The following is a 24,346-nucleotide window of genomic DNA, read 5'->3' as shown; positions in this document are numbered from 1 at the left end:
AGCACCACGAGCGCACCGAAGCGCTTGTGGATGCCGACGGCAGTGAGAACAGCCTGTTGTTGCGGATGGGTCACCAGGCGGCCCTCGTCAGCGATCCATCAGCCGTTGTATGGCAGAAGCTTGGCTTCGACAGGCACTTTCGGATCGGTGGCGTTCTCGGTCACCACGTAATCGAGCGGGAATTTGCTGCCTTCCTTGGCCGCCACCCACTGCGTGCCGATGATCGGGCCGGGCGACACATTGGCCACCGGGCCGCTGGTGAAGTCGACCTTACCGATCATGGTCTCGGTCTTCAGCGTGCTCAGCGCCTTGGCCACCGCCGCCTTGTCCTTGGCGTCGGTGCTGGCCTTCAGCGCTTCGAAGCCGGCATCGAGCAGCGACATCGAGGCGCCGAGCTGCTGCGTCCACTGCTTGCCGCTTGCCGCCTCATAGCCGTCGGCCAATTCGGTTCCCGAAGCGCCGGTCAACGGCGACTTGTAGGGGAAGGCCTTGTGCCAGTAGGCGGCGCTCGAAATCTTGATGCCGAGGTCACCGAGAGCCTCGATGTCGGACGGGAACAGCCCGGTCTTGGCGACCTGACAGATCTTGATCTGCTTGATCAGCCCCTGCTGCGCCGCCTGGCGCCAGAAGGCGGCGAAGTCCGGCGGGATCGGGAACGAGTTGAAGATCTCCACGCCTTCCTGCTTGAACAGCGCGATCTGCGAGGAATAGTCGGTGGTGCCGGTTTCGTAGGCGCCCGGATCGACTATGGTGAAACCTTGTTTCGCCAAAAGAGGCGCCAGATTGGCGCGGATGGCGTTGCCGTCGGCGTCGTTGGGATACATGACGCCGACCTTCTTGTTGGTCTCGATCAGGTTCCATTGCGAGATGTAGGTCTTGAAGAACTCGCCGACGCCGAAGCCGAAATGATAGGTCCATTTGAACGGCGAGGGCGCGCCCGGCTTGGCGCCACGGCCGAAATACCAGGCTTCCCAGGGCATAACCGTCGACAGGCACGGCACGCCGGCGGCCTCGCAGGCATCGGCCACCGGGTTGATCACCTCCGGCGTCGACACCGCCAGCATCAGGTCGATGGCCTGGTTGTTGATCAGGTCCTTGGCGAGCTGGCCCGCGCGTGACGGATCCGATTGCGTGTCCTGGTCGAGGATTTCCACACTGTATTTCTTGCCGCCGATCTCGAGACCGCCGGCCAGCGCCTTGCGCGCCAGATCGAGCACGTAGCCGTCTGTCTGGCCAAAGCCTGCCAGCGGCCCGGTGCGCGGACTGACGAAGCCGACCTTGAGCGTGTCGCCTGCCTGGGCGAAGGCCTTGCGGCCGCCAAACGTCAGCGCAGCACCTCCGGCGATCGAGGTGGCGATGAACTGGCGCCGCGAAATGCCGCGAATGCTGGATTTGCTGCCGATAGAATGGGTCATGCGTTCCTCCCTCTGTGGCTCCTCCATCGGTACAGTGCACCAGCGTTTTGGTTCGGTAAAATGATATTTTGCGGTGTTTCATTAACCCCAGGGTTAGGAGATTCGCGATCAGGAACTGAGCCGGTTTGAATGGCCTAACACTCATTTGCCCGGTCTGGCCGCCTCGCGAATGGTTTGCAGCAAGATGGTGAAAGCTGGCGAGGGGGCAGTGTCGGTGCGCATCGTCAGGCCGACCGGTCCTTTGGTTTCGTCGGTGTCGACCGGCAAGGCGACGAAGGCGCCGCTGGCGATTTCGTTGGCGACGACGCCCGCCGAAATGATCCACACCGCATTGCTCTGCCGCATGAAGGAGCGGCCGAAGGAGTCCGAGACGGTTTCGATCTCGGTTGCCGGCGCGGTCATGCCGTTGGTGATGAAGAGGCGATCGACAAAGGGGCGGATGACGGATTCCCGGGTTGGCATCAGCACCGGGAATTCGTCGAGCCTGGCGAAAATGTCCGCCTCCGGTTCCAGCAGCGGATGTCCGGCCCGCACCACGAACAGCACCTGCTCGGAATAGAGGTGCTCGAAGAAGAAGCCGGTCATGTTTTCGGGCGCCGCCAGCCGACCGACGACGAGATCGAGTGCGCCGGTACGCAATTGTTCGAGCAGCACGGCGTTCTCGCCGGTGACGATCTTGATCGCGGCGCCGGTGTTTTCCCCGAGGAACAGGCTCATGGCCCGCGGCATGACCTTGGCCGACACTGTCGGCAGCGCGCCGATGCGGATCGGATGGCGATTGATGGCGCCGTCCTGGCGCACGGAATCGACGCCGCGCTTCAACGCCGTGATCGCCGAGCCGGCATGGCCAAGGAATATCTCACCAAGCCTCGTGACGCGGATGCCGCGCCCGTCACGTTCGACAACGGCGACACCGAGCGCCTCTTCCAGTTCACGCAGGGTCTTGGTCACCGCCGGCGCGCTGACATGCAGGAAGTCGGCGGCGCGGGCCACACTTCCTTGCCGCGCGACCTCCAGGAATGCCTGTAGGTGACGGAAGCGGATGCGGCTCTCGGCCATGGATTTGATAACCCCTGAGTTAATGAAACGGCGCAAAATATCATTTTACCGAACCAAATGCCTTGTGCAATGTGGGGGTGGAGGATCGAAATCGTGCCATTCGTTACCATCGGCGGCATCACGCTGCATCATCGCCACGTCAAGGCGACCGGCAATGCGCGCACGATCATATTCATCAATTCGCTGGGCACCGACTTCCGCATCTGGGACGACATTGTCGCCGCACTTGATGGCGAAATGCCCTTGCTGGTCTATGACAAGCGCGGCCACGGGCTGTCCGATATCGGCGACATCAGGTCGATCGACGATCATGTCGACGACCTCTCGGCGCTCATCGATCATTTCGGGCTGGAGAAGGTCGTGCTGTGCGGCCTGTCGGTCGGCGGCATGATCGCGCAAGGGCTCTATGCCAGGCGGCCGGAGCTCGTCGAGGCGATGATCCTGTGCGACACGGCCCACAAGATAGGCACCAACGAGAGCTGGAACACTCGCATCGCAACGGTCGAAAGCAAGGGCATCCAGGCCATTGCCGATGGCGTGCTCAAAGTGTGGTTCACCCCCGCCTTCCACACCGCACGGGTGGCCGAGCTGGATGGCTATTGGAACATGATGACCCGGCAGGCTGTCGCCGGTTATCTCGGGACTTGCGCGGCCGTTCGCGACGCGGATTTCACCGAAGCGGCACGTCGCATCGCGGTGCCGACGCTTTGCATTGCCGGCGACCAGGATGGCTCGACACCTCCCGATCTCGTCCGTTCGCTGGCCGATCTGATTCCCGGCGCGCGTTTCGAAATCATCCGCGACGCCGGACATATTCCTTGCGTCGAACAGCCCAAGGCGCTGGTCGCGCTGATCCGCGATTTTGTCGTATCGCTTGCCTCTGGAGCACAAACCCATGGATGAAGTCCCCGGCAACGCCGCCAGATATCGCACCGGCCTCGCGGTGCGGCGCTCCGTTCTTGGCGACCGGCATGTCGATCGGGCCGAGATCACCGCCACCGATTTCGACCAGCCTTTCCAGGAACTGATCACCGAGGCCGCCTGGGGAACGGTGTGGGCACGGCCAGGCCTCAGCAAGCGCGAGCGCTCGATCGTCACCCTGGCGCTGCTCGCCGCACTCGGCCATGATGAGGAGGTCGCCCTGCATGTGCGCGCCACCGCCAACACCGGTGCGACGCGCGACGATATCTGCGAGGCGTTCCTGCATGTCGCCATCTATGCCGGCGTGCCGGCCGCCAACCGTGCCTTCAGAATAGCCAAGGACGTGTTTTCGGAAATGGACGGAGCCGACAATGCCAGCTGAGTCCGGCTCGAACCGGAGGCCCGAGACCGGCGCCTTCTTCCAGCGCGATCGGACATGGCATCCGCCGGCGCTGACGCCGGGCTACAAGAGTTCGGTGCTGCGCTCGCCGCAGAAGGCGCTTTTGTCCTTCGACAACACGCTGTCGGAAATAGCGGGACCGGTCTTCGGCCACGCCATGCTCGGCGAACTCGACAACGATCTGATCCATAATTTCGCCAGGCCGGGCGAGAGCGCCATCGGCGAGCGCATCATCGTCCATGGGCGCGTGCTTGATGAGCGCGGCATTGGTGTTCCCGGCGTGCTGCTCGAATTCTGGCAGGCCAATGCCGGTGGCCGCTACCGCCACAAGAAGGACGGCTATCTGGCGCCGCTCGACCCGAATTTCGGCGGCTGCGGCCGCACCATTTCAGGCGAGGATGGTGGCTACGCCTTTCGCACCGTCAAGCCCGGTCCCTATCCCTGGCCGAACGGTCCCAATGACTGGCGCCCGGCGCACATCCATTTCTCGGTTTTCGGCCATGGCTTTGCCCAGCGCCTGATCACGCAGATGTATTTCGAGGGCGACCCGCTGATCTGGAAATGTCCGATCGTGCGCGGTATCGCCGACAAGGCGGCCATCGAGGCGCTGACGGCCATCCTCGACACGCAGGCGACGATCCCGATGGATGCGCTCGCCTACAAATTCGACATTGTGCTGCGCGGCCGCCGTTCGTCGCTGTTCGAAAACCGGCTGGAGGGCAATTGATGGCCCAGTCGCTCGACCGGCTCAGGGAGAGCCCCTCGCAGACCGCGGGCCCTTACGTCCATATCGGGCTGACGCCGAATTTCTGCGGCATCGGCGGCGTCTATGCGACCGACCTCGGCGCGACCATGGTCAACGACAAGACCAAAGGCGAGCGCATCGGTCTCAAGATCCGGGTGCTCGACGGCACCGGCACGCCGCTCAAGGATGCGCTGATCGAGATCTGGCAGGCGGATGCGGCCGGGTTTTACAATTCGCCGGCCGAATTGCGCGGTGCCGCCGATCCGAATTTCCAGGGCTGGGGCCGTTGCCCGACCGATATGGAAACAGGCGTCTGTGCGTTTGAGACGATCAAGCCGGGCCGCGTGCCATTCCGGGATGGTCGCCTGATGGCGCCGCATATCACGCTGTGGATCGTCGCCCGCGGCATCAATCTCGGCCTGCACACGCGGCTCTATTTTTCCGACGAGGAAAAGGCCAATGCTGAGGATCCGATCCTGGCGCGCATCGAGCACCGCATCCGCGTGCCGACGCTGATCGCCGAGCGCCAGGGCGACACCTACGTCTTCGACGTCCATCTCCAGGGGGAGAAGGAAACGGTCTTCTTCGACAGCTGATGGTCAGGAGGAGCAGGACATGACCGTATCGCCCTTCGATCATCCATTGCTTTCCGCCCTCCTTGGTGACGAGGAAGCGAGCCGTCATTTTTCCGTCGACGCGGAAATCGAGGCGATGCTGGCCTTCGAACACGCGTTGGCCGAAGCGGAGGCCGAAAACGGAATCATCGCCAGGGATGCGGCGGCAGCGATCGTGGCGACACTGGCCTCGTTCCGGCCGGACACAACCTTGCTGCGGGCCGGTGTCGCCAGGGATGGCGTCATGGTTCCGGAACTGGTGCGCCAGATCAGGGCTGTGGTCGGTGAACCGCATGGCGACAAGGTGCATTTCGGCGCGACCAGCCAGGACGTCATCGATACCGGCCTGATGCTCCGGCTGAAATCCGTCGCCGAGCATCTCGGCCTGCTGCTGACCGAGACCATCATACGGCTCACCTCGCTTGAAGAACGCTTCGGGGGCAGGGCGCTGGCCGGCATGACGCGCATGCAACCAGCGATCCCTGTTCATGTGGCGGATCGCGTGACGGCGTGGCGGGCTCCGCTGCAACGGCATCAGGAAAGATTGTCGGAACAATCGCGGCGCCTGCTCGTGGTGCAGTTCGGCGGCGCCGCCGGCACGCTGGAAAAGCTTGGTGGCAAGGGGCCGGCGGTGCGCGCCGCACTTGCCGAAAAACTCGGTCTTGCCGACGCGCCGCAATGGCATAGCCAGCGCGACGCGGTTGTCGACTTCTCCGGCTGGCTGTCACTGGTAACGGGAAGTCTTGGCAAGTTCGGTCAGGACATCGCGCTGATGGCGATGGCTGGGACGGACATCGCGCTGTCGGGCGGTGGCGGCTCGTCAGCCATGCCTCACAAGCAGAACCCCGTGAAGGCGGAAGCGCTGGTGGCGCTCGCCCGCTTCAACGCTACGCAGCTTTCCGGCATGCATCAGGCACTGGTACATGAGCAGGAGCGCTCGGGCACGGCCTGGACGCTGGAATGGCTGCTGCTGCCGCAGATGACCGTCGCCACCGCCGCGTCGCTGCGGCTCGCCGCCGAATTGGCCGCACAGATCGAAAGCCTCGGCCACTGATGCGCACCCAGGTCGCCATCATCGGGTCCGGACCGTCCGGCCTGCTGCTCGGGCAGCTTCTGGCCGGCATCGGTGTCGAGACCGTCATTCTGGAACGCTCGAGCCGCGAGCATGTGCTCGGCCGCGTGCGGGCAGGGGTGCTCGAACAGGGCACGGTCGAATTGCTGGAAGAAGCGGGTGCTGCCGCAAGACTACATGCCGAAGGCTTGCCGCATTCCGGCATTTCGCTCGCTTTCGACGGGCGCCTGCACCGCATCGATCTCGCCGCGCTCACCGGCGGCAAGCATGTTACCGTCTACGGCCAGACCGAAGTGACGCATGATTTGATGGACAAGCGCGAGGCGGCAGGGCTCGTCACCGTCTACGAGGCCGCCAATGTCGCGCTGCATGATTTCGACGGCGCCGCGCCTTTCGTCACCTACGACAAGGACGGCATCACTCATCGTGTCGACTGCGACTTCATCGCCGGCTGTGATGGCTATCACGGCGTCAGCCGCAAATCGGTGCCGGAGCGTGCGCTGAAAACCTTCGAGCGTCAGTATCCGTTCGGCTGGCTCGGTGTGCTGGCCGAGGTGCCGCCGGCCGATCACGAACTGGTCTATGCCAACCACGAGCGTGGTTTTGCGCTGTGCTCGATGCGCTCGACGCACCGCAGCCGCTACTATGTGCAGTGCCCGCAGGACGACCATGTCGAGGCATGGTCCGACGACCGCTTCTGGGACGAGTTGCGCCGCCGCTTGCCCGAACAGACGGCGGCAAGCGTCACCACCGGGCCATCCTTCGAAAAGTCGATCGCGCCGTTGCGCTCCTTCGTCGCCGAGCCGATGCGCTTCGGCCGGCTGTTCCTGGTCGGCGACGCCGCCCACATTGTGCCGCCGACCGGCGCCAAGGGCCTCAACCTCGCCGCCAGCGACGTACGCTATCTCTTTGCCGGTTTTCGCGATTACTACCGCGACAAATCCATGGTTGGCATCGACGCCTATTCAGCCAAGGCGCTGGCGCGGGTCTGGAAGGCGGTGCGCTTTTCCTGGTGGATGACGACGATGCTGCACCGCTTTCCCGACACCGGCGACTTCGGCCAGCGCATCCAGGAAGCCGAACTCGACTATCTCGTGCATTCGCGGGCGGCATCGACCGCGCTCGCCGAGAACTATGTCGGGTTGCCTTACTGACCGGCGGCAAGCAATCCGGCTGCTACCGTCCCAGCAGATTGCGCTCGACGGTTCTCAGATGCGCCAGCATGGCCTGGCTGGCGCTTTCGGGGTCGCGCCGCAGCAGCGCGTCGAGAACGGTCTGATGTTCGCTGCAATAGATGCCGCGGCGCTCCTCGGAAAAGGAGCGCTTCTTCATCTCGAACCATGGCGCCTGATTGCGCAGGATGCGCATCAGATTGTGGATCTCCTTGAGAAAATCGTTGCGCGAGCAAGCGAAGATGCGGTGGTGGAATTCCGCATCCCAATGCTCGAAGGTCGGCATGTCCTGCGACTCCGAAGCGATCTTGTGTGCCTCGCGCACCGCGTTGAGTTCCATGGCGCTGGCGTTGGTGGCGGCGAAGGCGGCCGCCGCCGGCTCCAGCAACTGCCGGATCTCCATCATGTCGGCCGGGCTGGTGCCTTCCATCCTGCCGACAACCGCCGCCATCGAACTGGGATTGGTGGCGGTCAGGAAGGTGCCGCGTCCGACATGCCGCACCACGGTGCCGTCATCCTCAAGGAAGGAGACGGCGCGCCGCACCGTGTTGCGCGCCACGCCGAATTCGCTCGCCAGGTCGCGCTCCGGCGGCATGCGGCCATTCTCGATCCATTCGCCTGATGAAATGCGTTTCTTCAGCGCGGTGGCGATATCGTTGGCGACGAGCTTTGGCATGTCTGGCAACTTTTATCTGATCCGATACTGAACCATTGATAGCAGCTTCCGCTACCTCCGTCCATCGCACGGCGCTCTTCAACATCGTATGAAGCGGCAGGGATGGCGATTGAATCCTTTTTGGTATGACCAGCCTAAATTCCTCTTGCGGGCTAAACCAATCGGCGATAGCGTGTAACAAAAGAGCGAATAATTGGCTCAATATTGGTTCAGGGAGGAACTGGATGCGGGTCGCGACTTTTTCGATCGCCGGTGAACGTCGTGTCGGCCTTGTCGATCTCGATGCCCAGACCATCGCCCCTTTCGATTTTACCGTCGACCAGGCCAAATCAGGCATTCTGGCTTTGATCGAGCGCAACGGCTCAGGTCTGCCACGTACCCTGTCGTCGATCCCCTTGGCGCAGGTCGAGATCGAGGCGCCGATCCCGCAGCCGCGTCGCAACATCTTCTGCGTCGGCAAGAACTATCACGAACACGCCCACGAATTCGCCCGCAGCGGTTTTGATTCCAGCGCCGGCGCCGGCGCGATCCCCAAGCACCCGATCATCTTTTCCAAAGTGCCTGAATCGGTCGTCGCCAACCACGCCAGCGTGCTGATCGACCCGTCGGTCTCGACGGCCATCGACTACGAGGCGGAGCTCGCCGTCATCATCGGCAAGGGCGGGCGTGGCATCTCCAGGGAGAATGCGCTCGATCATGTCTGGGGCTACACCATCGTCAACGATGTCACGGCGCGCGACCTGCAAGGCAAATACAGCCAGTGGCTGATCGGCAAATCGCAGGACACGTTCTGTCCGATGGGGCCATGGGCGGTGACCAGGGATGAGCTCGACCTGGCGACCGCCGGCATCCGGTGTTTCGTCAACGAGGATCTGCGCCAGAATTCGCAGATATCATTGCTCATCTTCGACATCCCGACCATCATCGCCACGCTGTCGCAAGGCATCACGCTGAAGCCCGGCGACATCATCGCCACCGGCACGCCGGTCGGCGTCGGCATCGGCTTCGATCCGCCGAAATACCTTAAGGCCGGCGACGTCGTGCGCATCGAGATCGACGGCATCGGCACGCTGGAAAACCGCTTCGCGGAGCATGCGCAATGACCACGGTGACGGTTGGCCAGGTGGTTGCCGAAGTCGTCGGCGAGGGCGCTGCCGTGGTGATGATTCACGGTCTCGGCGGCACATCGAACATGTTCCAGCCGCAGATGGCGGCACTGTCCGGCTACCGCGTCATCCGGCTTGACCTGCCGGGCTCCGGCCGTTCGCCGCGCCCGATCGAACCGCTGACCATCGAAGGCATGAGTGAGGCTGTCATTCGTGCCATGGCCGGCATGGGAGTCACGACGGCACATTTTGTCGGCCATTCGATGGGCACCATCGTTTGCCAGCAGATAGTGGCGACGCAGCCCTCGCTGGTTAAATCGCTGACGCTGTTTGGCGCGCTGGCGGAACCGGCCGAAGCAACCAGGCAAGGGCTCGGCAACCGGGCGCGGCTGGCGCGTTCGGGCGGTATCGCCGACATCGCCGACCAGATCGTCGCCAATGCGATTTCGGCACATACGAGGGAGACATCGCCGGCGGCCGTTGCCTTCGTGCGGGAATCGATCACCAGGCAGGATCCTGAATCCTATGCCCGCACCTGCGAGGCGCTGGCCAAGGCGATCGCGGTCGACCCGCGCCGGATCTCGGCGCCGACATTGCTGGTCACGGGCGATGCCGACACGGTCAATCCGCAAGGGGTCGGGCAGGCGCTTGCCGACAAGATCAAGGGCGCCGTATTCTCGTCCCTGGATCGGTGCGGGCACTGGGCCACGGTGGAAAGCCCGCGCGAAAGCAGCCAGAAGCTCGCCGATTTTTTGAGACGGGTTGATAGGTGAGAATTTCAGATCGGGCGTAGAACTACGCGCTCGGCAAGTTGGGAGGCTTGTGATGGCAGACGACAGCTGGAACGGCAACGGCTCGAACGGCACGCTCTTCACCAATGTGCGCGTGCTCGACGCGACCGGTGAATATCCATACACCGGCGAGGTTCTGGTGCAGGGCAACCGCATCAAGCAGATCACCAAGGGCTCGTCGCGCTTCGGCTCGTCCTCGTCGTCTTCCTATAGCGGCGGGGCAACCGTGATCGACGGCATGGGCGCGACGCTGATGCCGGGCATGATCGACGCGCATCTGCATCTGTCCTGGAACAACGCCCCCGGCATCGATCCCATCCAGATGATGGAAATCGAGGAGCATATGCTGGTCACCATGGAGATGGCCAAGCTGGTGCTCGATGCCGGCTTCACCGCCGGCCGGGGCGCTGCCGCCGCCAAGCCGCGCCTCGATGTCGTCGCCAAGAAATTCATCAACCAGGGCCGTTTCCCCGGACCGCGCTATCTCGCTGCGGGACCGGAGATCACCACGGTCGGCGGCCTCGGCGATTCCTCGCCGTCGCACATACCGCATGAAGGTCTCAATCTCGGCATCGTCGTTTCCGGTCCTGAGGAAATTCGCCGCACCGTGCGCCAGCTGATCAAATACGGCGTCGATTCCATCAAGCTGAATTTGTCGGGCGAAAGCATCACCGGCATGGGCGCCGAGGAGACGCCGATGTCGGAGGAAGAGGTCGCCATGGCCGCCTCCGAGGCGCGCTGCCGCAACAAGGTGCTGTCGGCGCATGCGCGTTCGTCCGGCTCGGTCAAGCAGTGCGTTCGCCACGGCATCCAGAACATCTACCATGCCTCCTTCGCCGACGAGGAGGCGCTCGACATGCTCGAGGCGGTCAAGGACAAGCATTTTGTGGCGCCCGGCATCGCCTGGCTGATCAACACTGCGCGCCATGCCGAGCAATGGGGCATCAAGCCGGGCTCGCCGCTGTCGCTCGAATATGAGCGCGAACTCGAAATGTGCATCGACACGATGAAGAAGATGCACCGGCGCGGCATCCGTGTCTGCATCGGCGGCGACTATGGCTTTGCCTGGACGCCGCAAGGCACCAACGCCAAGGACATCCAGACCTTCGTCGAGATGCTCGGCTTCTCGCCGATGGAGGCGATCCAGGCCGGCACGAAGTATGGCGGCCAGATCATGAACATGGGCGACGAACTCGGCATGATCAAGGAAGGTTACCTCGCCGACATGCTGCTGATCGACGGCGATCCTATCGCCGACGTGCGCATCCTGCAGGACAAGAACCGCATCCTCGCCATCATGAAGGACGGCAAGTTCCACAAGGCGCCGCGCATGAACGAACAGCGCCGGCGGCTGACGGCATGAGTCTGCTCGACCAGCCAACTTCGTCGTCGCTCACAAGCGGCGGCGTGACACGCCGGCAGGCCTGGAGCCTCGTCGGCCTGCTTGCCGCCGCCGTCGTGGCATGGCTGGTCTTCGCCGTCTGGCCGGATTGGCTGAACGCGATCCTGATTTCCAAGAAGGCCTTCGTCAGCGCCATCCTCAACGGCATCACGCTGGCCGGCCTCTATTTCCTCGTCGCCAGTGGCTTCACGCTGATCTTCGGCCTGATGCGCAACGTCAATCTCGCGCATGGCTCGCTCTATCTGCTCGGCGCCTATATTGGCTACGAGGTCACCAGCCGCACCGGCTATTGGCTGCTCGGCGTCGCCGCCGGTTTTGCGGTACTGGCCATCGTCGGCGTCGTCATGCAGGTCTTCGTCTTCCGCCGCCTCGAAGGCGACGACCTTCGCCAGACCCTGGTCTCGATCGGCATCTCGATCGTCGCCGCCGATTTGATGCTGGCGGTGTGGGCCGGCGGCACCTATCAGATCACCACGCCGGAATGGCTTGACGGTGCCTTGACGCTGCCGATCATCACCGCGGTGCGCTCCAACGGCGCCTCGGTCTTCCTCACCTATCCGCTCTACCGCGTCGTCGTGCTGGCGGCGGCGATCGTCATCGGTGTCGGCCTCTGGCTGATGCTGCACAAGACCCGCGTCGGCATGATGATCCGCGCCGGCGTCGACGACCGCGCCATGCTGCAGGCGTCCGGCGTCAATGTGCATGCGGTGTTCGCCATCGTCTTTGCCGTCGGCGCCGGCCTTGCCGGCTTTGCCGGCGTCGTCGGTGGCTCCGCACTGTCGGTCGCGCCGGGCGAGGACGTCCGCTACCTCCTCGCCTCGCTGGTCGTCGTCATCGTCGGCGGCATGGGCTCGATCACCGGTGCCGCCATCGGCGCGCTGCTGATCGGCCTCGCCGAACAGATCGGCCTCGTCTACTTCCCGACCTACGGCATCGTGCTGACCTTCGTCATCATGGTGGTGACGCTGGCGGTCCGGCCGCAAGGCATTATGGGGAAGGCGAGATGAGCCTGGCCATCGCCACCACCGGCGCAACGCAGCAGAACTGGCTGGAGAAGCTCGGCGCCGGCCACATCATCCTTGGTGTCGCGCTGGTGCTCTATCCCCTGGTGGCCTCGGATTTCTTCCTGACGCAGATCGGCGGTTACTCGCTGATCTTCGGCATGCTCGGCCTGTCACTGATGCTGCTCGCCGGCTATGGCGGCATGGTCAGCCTGGCGCAGATCACGGTCGCCGGCATAGCGGCCTATGCCATCGCCATTCTCGGCAACAACAATTCCAACGTCCTCGGCTTTGGCTGGCCGTGGTGGCTCACAGTGCCGTTCGCCCTCCTTGCGGCGGCATTGGCGTCGGCGCTGATCGGCTGGATCTCGGTGCGCACCGAAGGCATCTACACCATCATGATCACGCTGGCGATCGCCACCGCGATCTACTATTTCGCGCAGCAGAACTACGCCATCTTCAACGGCCATTCCGGCTATGCCGGCATCCGCGCCCCGGTGTTCTGGGGCGTCAACTGGCGCGACCCCAGGCCTTTCTATTATCTCTGTCTTGGACTGGCGGTGCTGTCCTACGCCGCCGTGCTCTACGGCTCGCGCTCGACCTTCGGCATGACCTTGCAAGCGATCCGCGACAACCCGCGCCGCATGCGCGCGCTGGGTTACCACGTCACCGCGCACAAGGTGTTCGCCTGGCTGCTGGCCGGCTTCATCGCCGGACTGGCGGGCGTGCTGCTGGTCTGGTTCAACGGCCGCGTCTCGCCCGGCACCATCGGCGTCGATGCGGCGATTGACGTGCTGATCATTGCCGTCATCGGCGGCCTGCGCCATCCGATCGGGCCATTTCTCGGCGCGGTCGTCGTTATCCTGATGCAGACCTTCGCCATCGACATCGTCGGCGCCGAGCGGTTCAACACGCTGATCGGCATGGTGTTTCTGGTGATCGTCTTCGTTTCACCGGATGGAATTCTTGGGTTGTGGGGGAGGATCAAGCCACATCTTGTCCAGGAGTCCTTGCGTCCCGGACCGTAGCAACCGGGATGGAATGAACCACTGCAAAATGAAATCAACGGGAGGAAAATCATGAGGATGCATAGACGTACTTTACTGGCGCTCGCGGTGTTCACCGGGCTGACGGCGCCTTCGATGGCGCTGGCTGCCGACGACACCATCAAGATCGGCCTGCTCGCCACTTTCGAGGGACCGTTCACGGTGCTGGGCGAAGACGGTGAGCGCGGCGCCATGACCGCGGTCGCCGAGATGAACGGCACCGTCGCCGGCAAGAAGATCGAGATCGTCAAGGGTTCGTCCGATGCCTCGCCCGACAGTGCGGTGCGCGCGGCGCGCAAGCTGGTCGAACAGGATGGCGTCAAGGTGCTGGTCGGCCCGCTCTCGGGTGACGAAGGCCTTGCCGTCAAGGACTATGCCAAGACGCAGCCGAACGTGACCTTCATCAACGGCACCTCGGCCGCGCAGGACACTACGCTGCGCGATCCAGCGGAGAATTTCTTCCGCTTCTCGACTGATGGCGCGCAATGGATGGCCGGCCTCGGCAGCTATGCCTTCAAGGACAAGGGCTACAAGAAGGTCGCCACCGTCGCCGAGGATTATTCCTTCCCCTACACGCAGGTGTTCGGCTTCATGGCCGAGTTCTGCAAGGCTGGCGGCCATGTGCCGTCGAAATCCTGGGTGCCGATCGGCAACAAGGATTTTTCGTCGGTCATCGCCGCCATCCCTGAAGGCGTCGACGCGATCTATGTCGCACTCGGCGGCGCCGATGCCGTCAACTTCCTGACCCAGTACCAGCAAAGCGGCGGCACCGCGCCGCTGATCGGCGGCTCGATCACCGTCGACCAGACGGTGCTGACCTCGAAAGGCAAGCTGAAGGATGTGCTGAAAGGCACGCCCTCGGCCGGCCCGACCGCCGACACCAATGACGCGCCGGCCTGGAAGACCTTCGTCGAAGCCTACAAGAAGCAGCCGGGCGCGTTTCCGTCGCCCTCGCTCTTCGCCCATGGCTACTATGTCGACATGAAGGCGACGCTGCTTGGCCTCGACCAGGTCGGCGGCGATGTCTCCGACGGTGGCAAGAAGCTGCGCGATGCGCTGTCGAAACTGTCCTTCGACACGCCGACCGGCAAGGTGTCGCTCGACAAGAACCGCAACGCCATCGCCGACATCTTCCTGACCGAGGTCACCGAAGGTGCCGACGGCAGTCTCATGAACAAGCTGGTCAAGGTCGTGCCGCAGGTCAACCAGACGCTCGGCATTCCCGAAGACGAGTTCATGAAGCTCGGCGCGGTCAACCGCGACAATCCGAGCTGCCCGTAACACCTGATTTCGAGTGCAGCCGCCAGTGACCGAAAGCTTCGCAGCAAACCACCTCCAGAGCACCGGCGCCTACGCGCTGGAGCTCGATGGCGTGGCGCGGCATTTCGGGGCGCTGGTGGCGCTCTCGGGCATCACCATGAGGATCGCGGCCGGCGAACGGCGCGCGGTCCTCGGTTCCGACGGCGCCGGCAAGACCACATTGTTCAACGCCGTGACCGGCGACTTCCTGCCGACGGCGGGGCGCATCCGTTTCTTCGGCGAGGACATCACCGACCTGCCGCCGCATGAACGCATCCGGCGCGGCCTGCGTCGCACCTATCAGATATCGCAATTGTTCAAGGGCCTGTCGGTTCTCGATTCCATCTTTCTCGCGTGCCGCGGTGTCTCTCGCCGCAGGTTCTCGCTGCTGCGCCCAGCGGCAAACGACGTCAACATGGTGCAGGCGGAATCGATCCTCAACGCCGTGCATCTCGAAGCCTATCGCGACACGCTGGTGGCGACGCTGAGCCATGGCCAGCAGCGCCAGCTGGAGATTGCGCTGGCATTGGCCGGCGCCCCCCGCTTTATCCTGTTCGACGAGCCGGCGGCTGGCCTGTCACCGACCGAACGACGCGACCTCGTCGCCATCCTCAATGCGCTGCCCAAGCACATCGGCTACATCATCATCGAGCATGATCTGGACGTCGCGCTGCGCGTCTCCGAATATGTCTCGATGATGCACAATGGCCGCCTGTTCAAGGAAGGCACGCCGCAGGAGATCGAGGCCGATCCCGAAGTGCAGGAAATCTATCTCGGGGGCAAGCATGGCTGAGCGTCCCGGGAAGGTGGCCAAGGCAATGCTGCGGATAGACGATCTGCAGGTCTTCTATGGTGAAAGCCATGCCCTGCAGGGCGTTTCGCTGATGCTGGAAAGCGGCGTGCTGTCGGTGGTCGGCCGCAACGGCATGGGCAAGTCGACGCTCTGCAACACCATTGTCGGGCTGAAGCGGGCGAAGTCCGGTTCGATCCGCGTCGACGGTCGCGAGATCACGTCCCTCGAACCGCACGAAATCCACCGCCTCGGCGTCGGCTATGTGCCGCAAGGCCGCCGTGTCTGGCCGAGCCTGACGGTCGACGAGCATCTGCGCCTTGCCGCCGGCAACAGGCGCGATGCCAGCTGGACGGTCGAGCGCGTCTACCAGACCTTCCCGCGCCTGGCCGAGCGCCGCGGCAATGGCGGCTCGCAGCTGTCGGGCGGCGAACAGCAGATGCTGGCCATTTCGCGCGCGCTGCTCAGCGACCCGAAGCTGCTGGTCATGGACGAGCCGACCGAGGGGCTGGCGCCGGTCATCGTCGACCAGGTCGAGAAGATGCTGGTCGATCTCGCCGCCGAAGGCGAGATGGCGGTGCTGGTCATCGAGCAGAATATCGGTGTGGCGACTGCTGTGTCGAACCAGGTCGCCATCATGGTCAATGGCCGCATCAACCGGCTGATGGACGCCAAGGCACTCGCCGCCGACCGTGAATTGCAGCAACGCCTGCTCGGCGTCGGCCGCCATGCCGAGGAAGCACAGGTCACGCCGGCGGAAGTGGCGCAGGCCAGGGAACAACTGGCGGAAGTGTATCGCGTCGACCGGGCTGGCGCCGGTTCGGCCGAGCCGACGCCGCAAAATGGCGTCTATCGTCCGGTCACCGAACTGCCCAACCGCTGGAATGTGCCGGTCACTGAACTGCGCCAGGCAGCGGTCGACAAGGTAGCACCGCAAGACGATGCGAAAAAAATCTTCGCCATCCCGTTTGCCGAACGCATCGGCAGAACCGTGCTGGTCGTCGGCACTTTCGACACCAAGGGCAAGGAATTGCGCTTCGTCGCCGACCGGCTGAAGTCATTGGGTCTGCCCGTGCGCACCGTCGACCTGTCGACATCGGGAAAACCGACGAGCGCCGATGTGCCCGCCATGCAGGTGGCGGGGATGCACGCGCGCGGATCATCCGCCGTTTTCACCAACGACCGCGGCGGCTCGGTCAGCGCCATGGCGGAGGCCTTCGCGCGCTGGATCGAGCGCGAGCCGCGCATCGGTGGTATCATCTCAGCCGGCGGCTCCGGCGGCACCACGCTGGCGACGGCAGGCATGCGCGTGCTGCCGGTCGGCATCCCCAAGCTGATGGTCTCGACGGTGGCGGCCGGCGATGTCGCCCAATATGTCGGCGGCGTCGACATCATGATGTTCCATTCGGTCGCCGATGTGCAGGGGCTGAATTCGATCACTGAAGCCGTGCTGTCCAACGCCGCGCACGCCATGGCCGGCATGGTCGCGCAATTGCCCAATGCCGAGGCTTGGGAAGCAAAACGCAAGCTGGCGCGGCCGGCCGTCGGCATCACCATGTTCGGCGTCACCACGCCTCTGGTGCAAGCGGTCACCAAACGCCTCGAAGCCGACTATGACTGTCTCGTCTTCCATGCCACCGGCATTGGCGGGCGGGCGATGGAAAACCTCGGCGACTCCCGCCTGCTGTCGGCCTTCCTCGATCTCACCACCACTGAGGTGGCCGACATGATCGTCGGCGGCGTCTTCCCGGCGACCGAGGATCGCTTTGGCGCGGCGATCCGCACCGGACTGCCCTATGTCGGCTCGACCGGGGCGCTCGACATGGTCAATTTCGGCCCGCGCGACAGCGTGCCGGAGAAATTCCGCAGTCGCAAATTCGTCATCCACAATCCCAACGTCACGCTGATGCGCACCACGCGCGACGAGAACCGCGCATTCGGCGAATGGATCGGCGCGCGGCTCAACGCGATGAACGGCCCGGTGCGCTTCCTGCTGCCCGAGGGCGGCGTCTCGATGCTCGACGCACCAGGCCAGCCGTTTCATGATCCGGAAGCCGACAACGCTCTGTTCGAGGCGATCGAGAAGACGGTGCGCCGCACACCTTTGCGCCATGTCGAGCGGGTGCGGGCCAACATCAATGACACGCCTTTCGTCGATGCGGCGATCGCTGCGTTCCACGCGATCACGCCGAAGCTGCAGAGGCGGGCATGAAGAATTGGACTTCACCACCCTATGGGTGGATGTTTGAAATCGGTCGTCTTGCGCCGACCGCATTGTCTTGGGGAGGATAGATCATGGACGCGCAGACCTTTGGCGCTTTCCTGTTGTGGCTGATCATCGCCGCGGTCGTCGTGGTGATCGCCGTCTATATCTTGCGCTGGCTCTATCGCCGCTCGACCAAGGAGACGGCGTTCGTGCGCACCGGCTTCATGGGCGAGAAGGTGGTGGTCAATGGCGGCGCCTTCGTCATTCCGGTGCTGCATGAAATTACCCCGGTCAACATGAACGTGCTGCGCATCGAGGTGCGCCGCGAAGACGGCCATGCTCTGATCACCAGGAATCGCATGCGGGTCGACCTGATCGCCGAGTTCTTCGTCCGTGTCGGCGCCAGTCGCGAGCTGGTCGCCGCAGCCGCGCAGACGCTCGGCCGCCGCACGCTGCAGCCCGACAGCTTGCGCGAATTGCTCGAAGGCAAGTTTGCCGGCGCCTTGCGCACCGTCGCCGCCCAGATGACGCTGGAAGAAATGCATGAATTGCGTGGCGACTACGCCGCCAAGGTGCGCAGGCTGGCCGAAGAGTCGCTCGCAGCCAACGGGCTCGAATTGGAAAGCGTCGCCATCGTCGACCTCGACCAGACAAGCCTCGAATATTTCGACCCGTCCAACGCCTTCGACGCCGAAGGCCTGACCCAACTGACGGAATCGATCGAGACCAGGCGCCGGATGCGCAACGAGATCGAGCAGCGCACGCTGGTCGACATCCGCAACCAGAATCTCGACACCCAGCGCAAGGTGCTGGAGATCGACCGCGACAGCGAATATGCGCGCCTCGAACAGGAGCGCGAGGTCGAGATCCGCCGCGCCGCGCAGCGCTCGGAACTGGCCATCGATCGCGCGCTGCGCGACCAGGAATCCGAGCAGGCACAACTTTCGTCACGCGAGGCGGTCGAGAAATCGCGGCTCAACCAGGAGCGCAACATCACCGAGGAGCGCATCAAGAGCGAGGAAGACACGCAGCGCCGCGAGATCGCGCGCCGCCGTTCGCTCGACGAAACCGAGATGAAGATGCGCGAACTGACCGAGCGCGAGCAGATCGCGCTCGAACTGTCGCTGGAGAAGGCGCGCATCGAGCGCGAAGGCACGCAGAGCCAGCTCGAGATCGAGCGCAAGAAATTGCTCGAGGTCGCCGAACTGGAACGCCAGATCGCGCTGGCCGAAAAGGCGCTGGAGGTGACGAAGGCCGAGGCAGAAAAGCGTCGCGCCGAGATCGTCGAGAACCAGGCGACCGAGACGGCGCGTATCGCGCAGGATCGCGCCATAGACGAGGTCAGGATCGCAAGGGAGCGCCACCTCGAGGCGCTGCAGATCGCCAAGCGTCAGGCCTTCGAGGAGGCCGAGATTTCGGCCGGCGAAGAGGTCGAACGCGCCCGCATCACCACCGAGCGCGGCATCGAGGAAGCGCGGCTGATCAAGGATCGCGACATCAGGCAGATGGGTGTCGAGCGCGACCAGAAGATCGAGATCGCCGAGATCCAGAAGGCGATCGACATCGCCAAGAAGACGCAGGAGCGTTCCTCCGCGATCGCCGCTTCCGAAGCCGTGCGCGCCAAGGCCGTCCAGGCCGAGGAGCAGGCCTTCACCGCCCGCGAGCGTGAGATCGCCGAGCGCCGCAAGCTGACCGATCTGATCGGTGCACAGCGCGAGGCCGAGCGCGAGGCGCTGCGCATCACATCCGCGGCCGACGCCGAGATGAAGGCGGCGAAGAGCCTGGCGGAGGCGCAGAAGATCGCCGCCGTCGCTTCGGCCGAGTCGGAGAAGATCCACGCCCTTGCCGCCGCCCAGCGTTACGAGGTCGACGCCGCCGGCCACCGCCAGCTCAACGAGGCCGAGAACATCCTTTCCGAAGGCGCGCGGGCCGGGCGCCTGCGCGGAAAACTGCTCGACCACATGGAAGGCATCATCCGCGAGAGCGTCAAGCCGATGGAGAAGATCGACGGCATCAAGATCCTGCATGTCGACGGCCTCAACGGTGGCACCGGCGGCAACCGCAACGTCACCGACGAGGTCATCGATTCCGCCCTGCGCTACCGGGTGCAGGCGCCGATGATCGACAATCTGATGAAGGAGATCGGCATCGAAGGCGGCTCGCTCGGCCGCATGACCGACGTGCTGCGCGACGCCAAGGACATTGCGAGCCTGACCCGCGACAAGAAGGGCAAGGGCAAACCCGCCAAGGACGACGATGACGACCGCGATCACTGAGACGATCGTGTTCCGTCGCGCGCCCCTCTGTCCTGCCGGACATCTCCCCCTCAAGGGAGGAGATCGGCCGTCATCAACGGTGTCGCCAACCTCCAAATTCGGAATGTCGGGGCAGATGGAAAACTTGCCAATCTCCCCCCTTGAGGGGGAGATGCCCGGCAGGGCAGAGGGGGGTACGCCTGGGCGCGGACTTCGTCATTCGATCCTCGGCTCGCAAGCATGACCAAGGTCTATGTTTCCTCGGTCATTCCCGCGCCGGCGGCGGAAGTCTGGAAGCTTGTGCGCAACTTCAACGCATTGCCAAGCTGGGCGCCTTTCGTCGCCGAGAGCCGCATCGAGCAGAATGCGCAAGCCGACCAGATCGGTTGCATCAGAAGTTTCACGCTCAAGGACGGCGGGCGCATCCGCGAAAGGCTGCTGGCGCTGTCCGATTACGATCTGTCCTGCAGCTACGCCATCCTCGAAAGCCCGATGGCGGTCGAGAACTATGTCGCCACGCTGTCGCTGACGCCGATCACCGACGGCAATGTCACCTTGGCCGAATGGCAGGCGGAGTTCGACTGCGCGCCGGATCGCGAGGCATCCTTGATGCAGCAGATCGGCAACGGGGTGTTCCAGACAGCCTTGACCGCGCTGAAACACCGGTTCGGGCGCTGACGCCGGCCGATGGTCAGGGTTTGCCAGAGCACGATCATCGAGGCACCGGTCGACGCGGTCTGGGCGATCCTGCGCGACTTCAACGGCCATGACCGCTGGCATCCGGCGATCGCCTTCAGCGAGATCGAGGGCGGCGAGCCGGTCGATGCCGTCGGCGCCGTGCGTCACTTCAGGCTGAACAATGGCGGCGAATTGCGCGAGCAATTGCTGGCGCTGTCGGACAAGGACCGGCGGCTGAGCTATTGCCTGCTTGAAGCGCCGCTGCCGCTGATGGGCTATGTCGCCTCGCTGCGGCTGAAACCGGTGACCGACGGCAATGCCACCTTCTGGGAATGGCGCTCCGAGTTCCAGCCGCCGGCGCATCGCCGCGACGAACTGGTCAGGTTGGTCACCGAAGGCATCTATCAGGTCGGCTTCGCGGCCGTGCGCAATCTGCTGCGACGCAGGAGCGCGGCCCCACCAGTTGAGACGAGAACGCCCCAAGTGATTGCCGCGCCGGCGCTGTCCTTGGACATGCCGCGTGTCGCGTCAAGGGTCGCGGCAGGCCAGACCGCAACGACCCGTGCGATCGTTGTCGAGCGCTATGGCGGGCCGGAGGAACTACAGCTGAGGGAAATCGGGCTGCCGCCGCCCGCGCCGAACGAGGTACGGATCCGCCATACGGTGATCGGCGTCAATTTCATTGATGTCTATTGCCGCACCGGGTTTTTCGACCTCCTGCAGCCGCCTGGCGTGCCGGGTATGGAGGCGGCCGGCATCATCGAAGCGGTTGGACCGGCGGTGTCGGGCTTTTCGATTGGCGACCGCGTTGCCTATGCCTGTCCGCCGGTCGGCGCTTACAGTGAGCAGCGCAACGTGGCGCCCGATCTGCTGGTCCATGTCTCGGACGACATTGCCGATGAGATTGCCGCCGCCGGCCTGCTCAAGGGCGTCAGCGCGAGTTTCCTGCTGCATGATGTCCATGCCGTAAAGCCGGGCGACGTCGTCCTCATCCATGCGGCCGCTGGCGGCATCGGCCAACTCTTGGTGCAGTGGGCGCGTCATCTCGGCGCGACTGTGATCGCCACTGTATCGAGTGACGACAAGGCGCGTGTCGTCGAGCGTCTCGGTGCGCACCACGTCATCGTCTATTCCCGCGAAAATTTCGCCGATGCGGTCATACGGCTGACGGGGGGCAGGGGCGCCGATGTCGTCTATGACGCGGTCGGTAACGACACGTTCGGCGGCTCGCTGGCGGCCCTTGCCGTGCGCGGCCATCTCGTCAGCTTCGGCCAGGCTTCCGGGCCGGTCGGCAATTGGGATATCGGCCGCTTCGCTTCCAAGTCGCTGACCATCTCGCGGCCGAACTACGCGCACTACACGGATACCCCGGAAAAACTCAGCCCCCACGTTGCCAGGTTCTTTCAGGCGCTTCGCCAGGGCGTCGTTCGGGTCGAGGCGCCGACGCCTTACACCCTCGCCAACGCCGCCGATGCGCACCGCGATCTGGAAGCGCGGCGCACGACGGGAGCGCTGGTGCTGCTGCCGTAACCGAGGCTCAAAGTCCGGGTTTCAGTTTTAAAGCGTCAATAAATAATTTGACGCGCGCAACTCTTTTGCGTTGTACTGGAAACGCTGAAATTTGACTGAACAAATTTGGTCAAGCAATGCTGCCTCTCGGCAACGGCCGCAAGACTGATTCTGGCTGGAAGGCTGGCAGCGAGGGCAAAGGGGCCTGAAAGATCGATGGCGGAGAAGACCCACCGCACGATGGATGATTTCGCCAGGGCGTCCGGCGTATCGCGGCCGACCCTGTCGAAGTATTTCGACGACCCGGCCAGCGTGAAGCCGGCGACGCGGGCGCGCATCGAGGCGGCGCTGCGGTCCTCGGACTATCAGCCCAACGTTTTCGCGCGCAATCTCAACCGCAAGCGCACCCGCAATGTCGGCATCGTCGTGCCGGCGCTGACCGATCCGTTCTATGCCGAGATGGTCAGCCGCATCGAACTGCGCTGCCGCGATGAGGGTTTCTGGCCGATCGTCATCTCCTCGCACGGTTCGCCGAAACTGGAGGCGGAATCGGTCAAGACGCTGTTGTCGCTGAAGGTCGCCGGCGCCATCGTCGCTCCGCTCGGGTTGGTCTCCGAACCCGGCGTCTTCGAGCGGATGAGCGAGGACATTCCGATCGTCTATTTCGACACCTACATCGAAGGCGATACGCCTTTCGTCGGCAACGACAACCACCAGAGCACGTCGACCATCGTCGACTATCTCTGCCGGTCTGGCGAACCGCCGGTCTATGTCGACATTCCGCACGTCAACCACAATTCGGGCGAGCGCCTGCAGAGCTATATCGAGACGATGCGAGCCGCCGGCCTGGAACCTGTCGTTCTCGAGGCGGCGGGCGGCTACAACTGGGACTTCGAGCGCATCGGCCATGAGTGGATGGAGAGGACGCTCGAGAAAGGCGGCCTGCCGGCCCGCACGCTGCTGTGCGCCAATGACCGTCTCGCCTTCGGCGTCATGGCGGCGGCTTTTTCGCGCGGGCTGAAGATCGGCCGCCGCGCCGATTGCGACTTCCGTGTCGCCGCCCATGACGATCATCCGCTGAGCCGCTACACCTGCCCGGCGCTGACCACCATGGCGCAGGATTTCGCCGCCATGGCCGGCCGCAGCGTCGAGATGTTGCTGGCCTTGCTGGACGAGGCCGACCCATCTGGCCTGGGTCTGGCGCGCAACGTCAAGCTCGGCGCGACACTGGTGATGCGTCAGTCGGCCTGAGCGGGCGTCTGCTGTTTGAGCCAGGCCGCCGCCTCGCTCACCGCTTGCCGCGCAGCCAGCATGTGGCGGCCCATCGAGACGAAGCCGTGGATCTGACCTGGCCAGTGTCGCAACACCAGCGGCACGCCTCCGACCCGCAGGCGCTCGGCATAGGCCGTGCCTTCGTCGGCAAGGATGTCATGGCCGGCGCTCACGACAAACGCAGGTGCGGCGCCGGCAAGGCTTGACGCCAGCAGCGGCGAGACGCGCCAGTCCGTGATGTCGTCCGGTGTTCGCACATAGTGGTCGCGGAACCAGGCCATGGTGGCGGCGGTGAGCCCGAAGCCGTCGCCGAAACGCCGATAGCTGTCCGCAATCTGGCGGGCATCGGTGTTGGGATAGATCAGGATCTGGGCGGCAAGCGGTGGTGCCAGCCCGTCACGAGAGAGCAACGCCAGGACGGCGGCAAGGTTGCCGCCGGCGCTGTCGCCGGCGACGGCGATATGGGCCGGGTCGATGCCGAACTCGCCGGCGTTTTCCGCCATGAAGCGGAGCGCCGCCGCGCAATCCTCGAGCCCTGCCGGAAACTTGTGCTCCGGCGCCAGCCGATAATCGGGGCAGACGACGACGGCGTTGGCCAGATTGGCCAGCCAGCGGCAGATCTCGTCGTGCGAGGAGAGATTGCCGATGACCCAGCCGCCACCATGCAGATAGAGCACGGCGCGTGCTCCGGTCCGTGGCGCGCCGATGCCGCGATGGATGCGGATCGTGACCGGGCCGTTTGGCCCGTCGATCTCTTGCTGCGAGGTCGCCGCGACCGGCTCGTGCTCGCCCTGCTGTGCCGGGAGCGAGGTGATGTAGGCGGCGCGCGCCGCCGCCACGCTGCCGTTTTCGAACGGCTCGCCGCCGGCCGCACGGCCGATTTCGAGGACACGCAGCGCATCCGGATCGAGCGTCAT

General features: G+C 64.2%; 22 protein-coding genes. 18 read left to right on the top strand and 4 right to left on the bottom strand.

Annotated features, from left to right (window positions below):
- Nucleotides 1-98: 98 nt before the first annotated feature.
- Both AC0V7N_RS31500 and pcaQ read right to left on the bottom strand, forming a co-directional pair.
- Nucleotides 99-1,415 (bottom strand): ABC transporter substrate-binding protein, encoded by a 1,317-nt coding sequence (locus tag AC0V7N_RS31500; protein WP_475452085.1) that lies wholly within the window; start codon nt 1,413-1,415, stop codon nt 99-101.
- Between the two features lie 141 nt (nt 1,416-1,556).
- Nucleotides 1,557-2,474 (bottom strand): pca operon transcription factor PcaQ, encoded by a 918-nt coding sequence (pcaQ, locus tag AC0V7N_RS31495; RefSeq protein ID WP_475452083.1) that lies wholly within the window; start codon nt 2,472-2,474, stop codon nt 1,557-1,559.
- Nucleotides 2,475-2,567: 93 nt separating this feature from the next.
- On the opposite strand from pcaQ, the gene pcaD reads away from it, so the two are divergent.
- From pcaD to pobA, 6 genes are read left to right on the top strand one after another with little or no spacing between them, the layout of a single operon-like run.
- Nucleotides 2,568-3,377 (top strand): 3-oxoadipate enol-lactonase, encoded by an 810-nt coding sequence (gene pcaD, locus AC0V7N_RS31490; RefSeq protein WP_475452081.1) that lies wholly within the window; start codon nt 2,568-2,570, stop codon nt 3,375-3,377.
- The gene (gene pcaC / locus AC0V7N_RS31485) at nt 3,370-3,777 is read left to right on the top strand and encodes a 4-carboxymuconolactone decarboxylase (RefSeq protein WP_475452079.1); all 408 of its coding nucleotides are present in this window, start codon (nt 3,370-3,372) and stop codon (nt 3,775-3,777) included. Before pcaD ends, pcaC begins: the two co-directional genes overlap by 8 nt.
- Nucleotides 3,767-4,522 (top strand): protocatechuate 3,4-dioxygenase subunit beta, encoded by a 756-nt coding sequence (gene pcaH, locus AC0V7N_RS31480; protein ID WP_475452077.1) that lies wholly within the window; start codon nt 3,767-3,769, stop codon nt 4,520-4,522. The genes pcaC and pcaH overlap by 11 nt, the downstream gene beginning before the upstream one ends.
- Nucleotides 4,522-5,136, top strand: a complete 615-nt coding sequence (pcaG, locus tag AC0V7N_RS31475) for a protocatechuate 3,4-dioxygenase subunit alpha (protein ID WP_475452076.1) — start codon at nt 4,522-4,524, stop codon at nt 5,134-5,136. Before pcaH ends, pcaG begins: the two co-directional genes overlap by 1 nt.
- 19 nt (nt 5,137-5,155) lie before the next feature.
- Entirely contained in the window at nt 5,156-6,208 is a 1,053-nt protein-coding gene (locus tag AC0V7N_RS31470) for a 3-carboxy-cis,cis-muconate cycloisomerase (protein ID WP_475452075.1), read from the top strand.
- Complete coding sequence (gene pobA, locus AC0V7N_RS31465; protein ID WP_475452074.1) at nt 6,208-7,380, top strand: 4-hydroxybenzoate 3-monooxygenase; 1,173 nt, start codon at nt 6,208-6,210, stop codon at nt 7,378-7,380. Before AC0V7N_RS31470 ends, pobA begins: the two co-directional genes overlap by 1 nt.
- Before the next feature lie 22 nt (nt 7,381-7,402).
- Here pobA and AC0V7N_RS31460 read toward each other — a convergent pair whose 3' ends face one another.
- Complete coding sequence (locus AC0V7N_RS31460) at nt 7,403-8,074, bottom strand: FadR/GntR family transcriptional regulator (RefSeq protein WP_027041222.1); 672 nt, start codon at nt 8,072-8,074, stop codon at nt 7,403-7,405.
- Nucleotides 8,075-8,298: 224 nt separating this feature from the next.
- Here AC0V7N_RS31460 and AC0V7N_RS31455 point away from each other — a divergent pair, with 224 nt between their 5' ends.
- The 12 genes from AC0V7N_RS31455 (at nt 8,299) to AC0V7N_RS31400 (ending at nt 23,408) form a co-directional block, all read left to right on the top strand.
- Entirely contained in the window at nt 8,299-9,177 is an 879-nt protein-coding gene (locus tag AC0V7N_RS31455; RefSeq protein WP_475452073.1) for a fumarylacetoacetate hydrolase family protein, read from the top strand.
- Nucleotides 9,174-9,953: an alpha/beta fold hydrolase gene (locus AC0V7N_RS31450; protein ID WP_475452072.1), complete on the top strand. Its 780-nt coding sequence runs from the start codon at nt 9,174-9,176 to the stop codon at nt 9,951-9,953. Before AC0V7N_RS31455 ends, AC0V7N_RS31450 begins: the two co-directional genes overlap by 4 nt.
- A gap of 52 nt (nt 9,954-10,005) precedes the next feature.
- A complete protein-coding gene (locus tag AC0V7N_RS31445) occupies nt 10,006-11,334 on the top strand; it encodes a metal-dependent hydrolase family protein (protein WP_475452071.1) in 1,329 nt (442 codons plus the stop codon).
- Nucleotides 11,331-12,380 carry a branched-chain amino acid ABC transporter permease gene (locus AC0V7N_RS31440; RefSeq protein WP_475452070.1) on the top strand — a complete coding sequence of 350 codons (1,050 nt, stop codon included), beginning with the start codon at nt 11,331-11,333 and terminating at the stop codon, nt 12,378-12,380. Before AC0V7N_RS31445 ends, AC0V7N_RS31440 begins: the two co-directional genes overlap by 4 nt.
- The gene (locus AC0V7N_RS31435) at nt 12,377-13,402 is read left to right on the top strand and encodes a branched-chain amino acid ABC transporter permease (RefSeq protein WP_475452069.1); all 1,026 of its coding nucleotides are present in this window, start codon (nt 12,377-12,379) and stop codon (nt 13,400-13,402) included. The genes AC0V7N_RS31440 and AC0V7N_RS31435 overlap by 4 nt, the downstream gene beginning before the upstream one ends.
- Before the next feature lie 51 nt (nt 13,403-13,453).
- Nucleotides 13,454-14,701: an ABC transporter substrate-binding protein gene (locus tag AC0V7N_RS31430; protein WP_475452068.1), complete on the top strand. Its 1,248-nt coding sequence runs from the start codon at nt 13,454-13,456 to the stop codon at nt 14,699-14,701.
- A gap of 25 nt (nt 14,702-14,726) precedes the next feature.
- Nucleotides 14,727-15,512, top strand: coding sequence for an ABC transporter ATP-binding protein (locus tag AC0V7N_RS31425; RefSeq protein WP_475452067.1), 786 nt, complete (start codon nt 14,727-14,729; stop codon nt 15,510-15,512).
- Entirely contained in the window at nt 15,505-17,721 is a 2,217-nt protein-coding gene (locus AC0V7N_RS31420; RefSeq protein WP_475452066.1) for an ABC transporter permease, read from the top strand. Before AC0V7N_RS31425 ends, AC0V7N_RS31420 begins: the two co-directional genes overlap by 8 nt.
- Nucleotides 17,722-17,804: 83 nt before the next feature.
- Entirely contained in the window at nt 17,805-19,991 is a 2,187-nt protein-coding gene (locus AC0V7N_RS31415; RefSeq protein ID WP_496627495.1) for a flotillin domain-containing protein, read from the top strand.
- Nucleotides 19,992-20,210: 219 nt separating this feature from the next.
- Complete coding sequence (locus tag AC0V7N_RS31410; RefSeq protein WP_475452064.1) at nt 20,211-20,648, top strand: SRPBCC family protein; 438 nt, start codon at nt 20,211-20,213, stop codon at nt 20,646-20,648.
- A gap of 9 nt (nt 20,649-20,657) precedes the next feature.
- A complete protein-coding gene (locus AC0V7N_RS31405; RefSeq protein ID WP_475452063.1) occupies nt 20,658-22,178 on the top strand; it encodes a zinc-binding dehydrogenase in 1,521 nt (506 codons plus the stop codon).
- Nucleotides 22,179-22,373: 195 nt separating this feature from the next.
- Entirely contained in the window at nt 22,374-23,408 is a 1,035-nt protein-coding gene (locus tag AC0V7N_RS31400) for a LacI family DNA-binding transcriptional regulator (RefSeq protein ID WP_475452062.1), read from the top strand.
- Here the strand turns inward: AC0V7N_RS31400 and AC0V7N_RS31395 are convergent.
- Entirely contained in the window at nt 23,396-24,346 is a 951-nt protein-coding gene (locus tag AC0V7N_RS31395) for an alpha/beta hydrolase (RefSeq protein WP_475452061.1), read from the bottom strand. The two genes, AC0V7N_RS31400 and AC0V7N_RS31395, sit on opposite strands and share 13 nt — an antisense overlap.

The sequence above is a fragment of the Mesorhizobium kamtschaticum genome, assembly GCF_056174585.1.
This window is presented reverse-complemented; position numbering and strand designations above follow the sequence as displayed.

Bases quoted from the DNA above. Each gene is read 5' to 3' on its own strand.
- AC0V7N_RS31500 (WP_475452085.1), bottom strand. From the start codon at position 1,415: ATGACCCATTCTATCGGCAGCAAATCCAGCATTCGCGGCATTTCGCGG.
- pcaQ (WP_475452083.1), bottom strand. From the start codon at position 2,474: ATGGCCGAGAGCCGCATCCGCTTCCGTCACCTACAGGCATTCCTGGAG.
- pcaC (WP_475452079.1), top strand. From the start codon at position 3,370: ATGGATGAAGTCCCCGGCAACGCCGCCAGATATCGCACCGGCCTCGCG.
- pcaH (WP_475452077.1), top strand. From the start codon at position 3,767: ATGCCAGCTGAGTCCGGCTCGAACCGGAGGCCCGAGACCGGCGCCTTC.
- pcaG (WP_475452076.1), top strand. From the start codon at position 4,522: ATGGCCCAGTCGCTCGACCGGCTCAGGGAGAGCCCCTCGCAGACCGCG.
- AC0V7N_RS31470 (WP_475452075.1), top strand. From the start codon at position 5,156: ATGACCGTATCGCCCTTCGATCATCCATTGCTTTCCGCCCTCCTTGGT.
- pobA (WP_475452074.1), top strand. From the start codon at position 6,208: ATGCGCACCCAGGTCGCCATCATCGGGTCCGGACCGTCCGGCCTGCTG.
- AC0V7N_RS31460 (WP_027041222.1), bottom strand. From the start codon at position 8,074: ATGCCAAAGCTCGTCGCCAACGATATCGCCACCGCGCTGAAGAAACGC.
- AC0V7N_RS31455 (WP_475452073.1), top strand. From the start codon at position 8,299: ATGCGGGTCGCGACTTTTTCGATCGCCGGTGAACGTCGTGTCGGCCTT.
- AC0V7N_RS31450 (WP_475452072.1), top strand. From the start codon at position 9,174: ATGACCACGGTGACGGTTGGCCAGGTGGTTGCCGAAGTCGTCGGCGAG.
- AC0V7N_RS31445 (WP_475452071.1), top strand. From the start codon at position 10,006: ATGGCAGACGACAGCTGGAACGGCAACGGCTCGAACGGCACGCTCTTC.
- AC0V7N_RS31440 (WP_475452070.1), top strand. From the start codon at position 11,331: ATGAGTCTGCTCGACCAGCCAACTTCGTCGTCGCTCACAAGCGGCGGC.
- AC0V7N_RS31435 (WP_475452069.1), top strand. From the start codon at position 12,377: ATGAGCCTGGCCATCGCCACCACCGGCGCAACGCAGCAGAACTGGCTG.
- AC0V7N_RS31430 (WP_475452068.1), top strand. From the start codon at position 13,454: ATGAGGATGCATAGACGTACTTTACTGGCGCTCGCGGTGTTCACCGGG.
- AC0V7N_RS31420 (WP_475452066.1), top strand. From the start codon at position 15,505: ATGGCTGAGCGTCCCGGGAAGGTGGCCAAGGCAATGCTGCGGATAGAC.
- AC0V7N_RS31415 (WP_496627495.1), top strand. From the start codon at position 17,805: ATGGACGCGCAGACCTTTGGCGCTTTCCTGTTGTGGCTGATCATCGCC.
- AC0V7N_RS31410 (WP_475452064.1), top strand. From the start codon at position 20,211: ATGACCAAGGTCTATGTTTCCTCGGTCATTCCCGCGCCGGCGGCGGAA.
- AC0V7N_RS31405 (WP_475452063.1), top strand. From the start codon at position 20,658: ATGGTCAGGGTTTGCCAGAGCACGATCATCGAGGCACCGGTCGACGCG.
- AC0V7N_RS31400 (WP_475452062.1), top strand. From the start codon at position 22,374: ATGGCGGAGAAGACCCACCGCACGATGGATGATTTCGCCAGGGCGTCC.
- AC0V7N_RS31395 (WP_475452061.1), bottom strand. From the start codon at position 24,346: ATGACGCTCGATCCGGATGCGCTGCGTGTCCTCGAAATCGGCCGTGCG.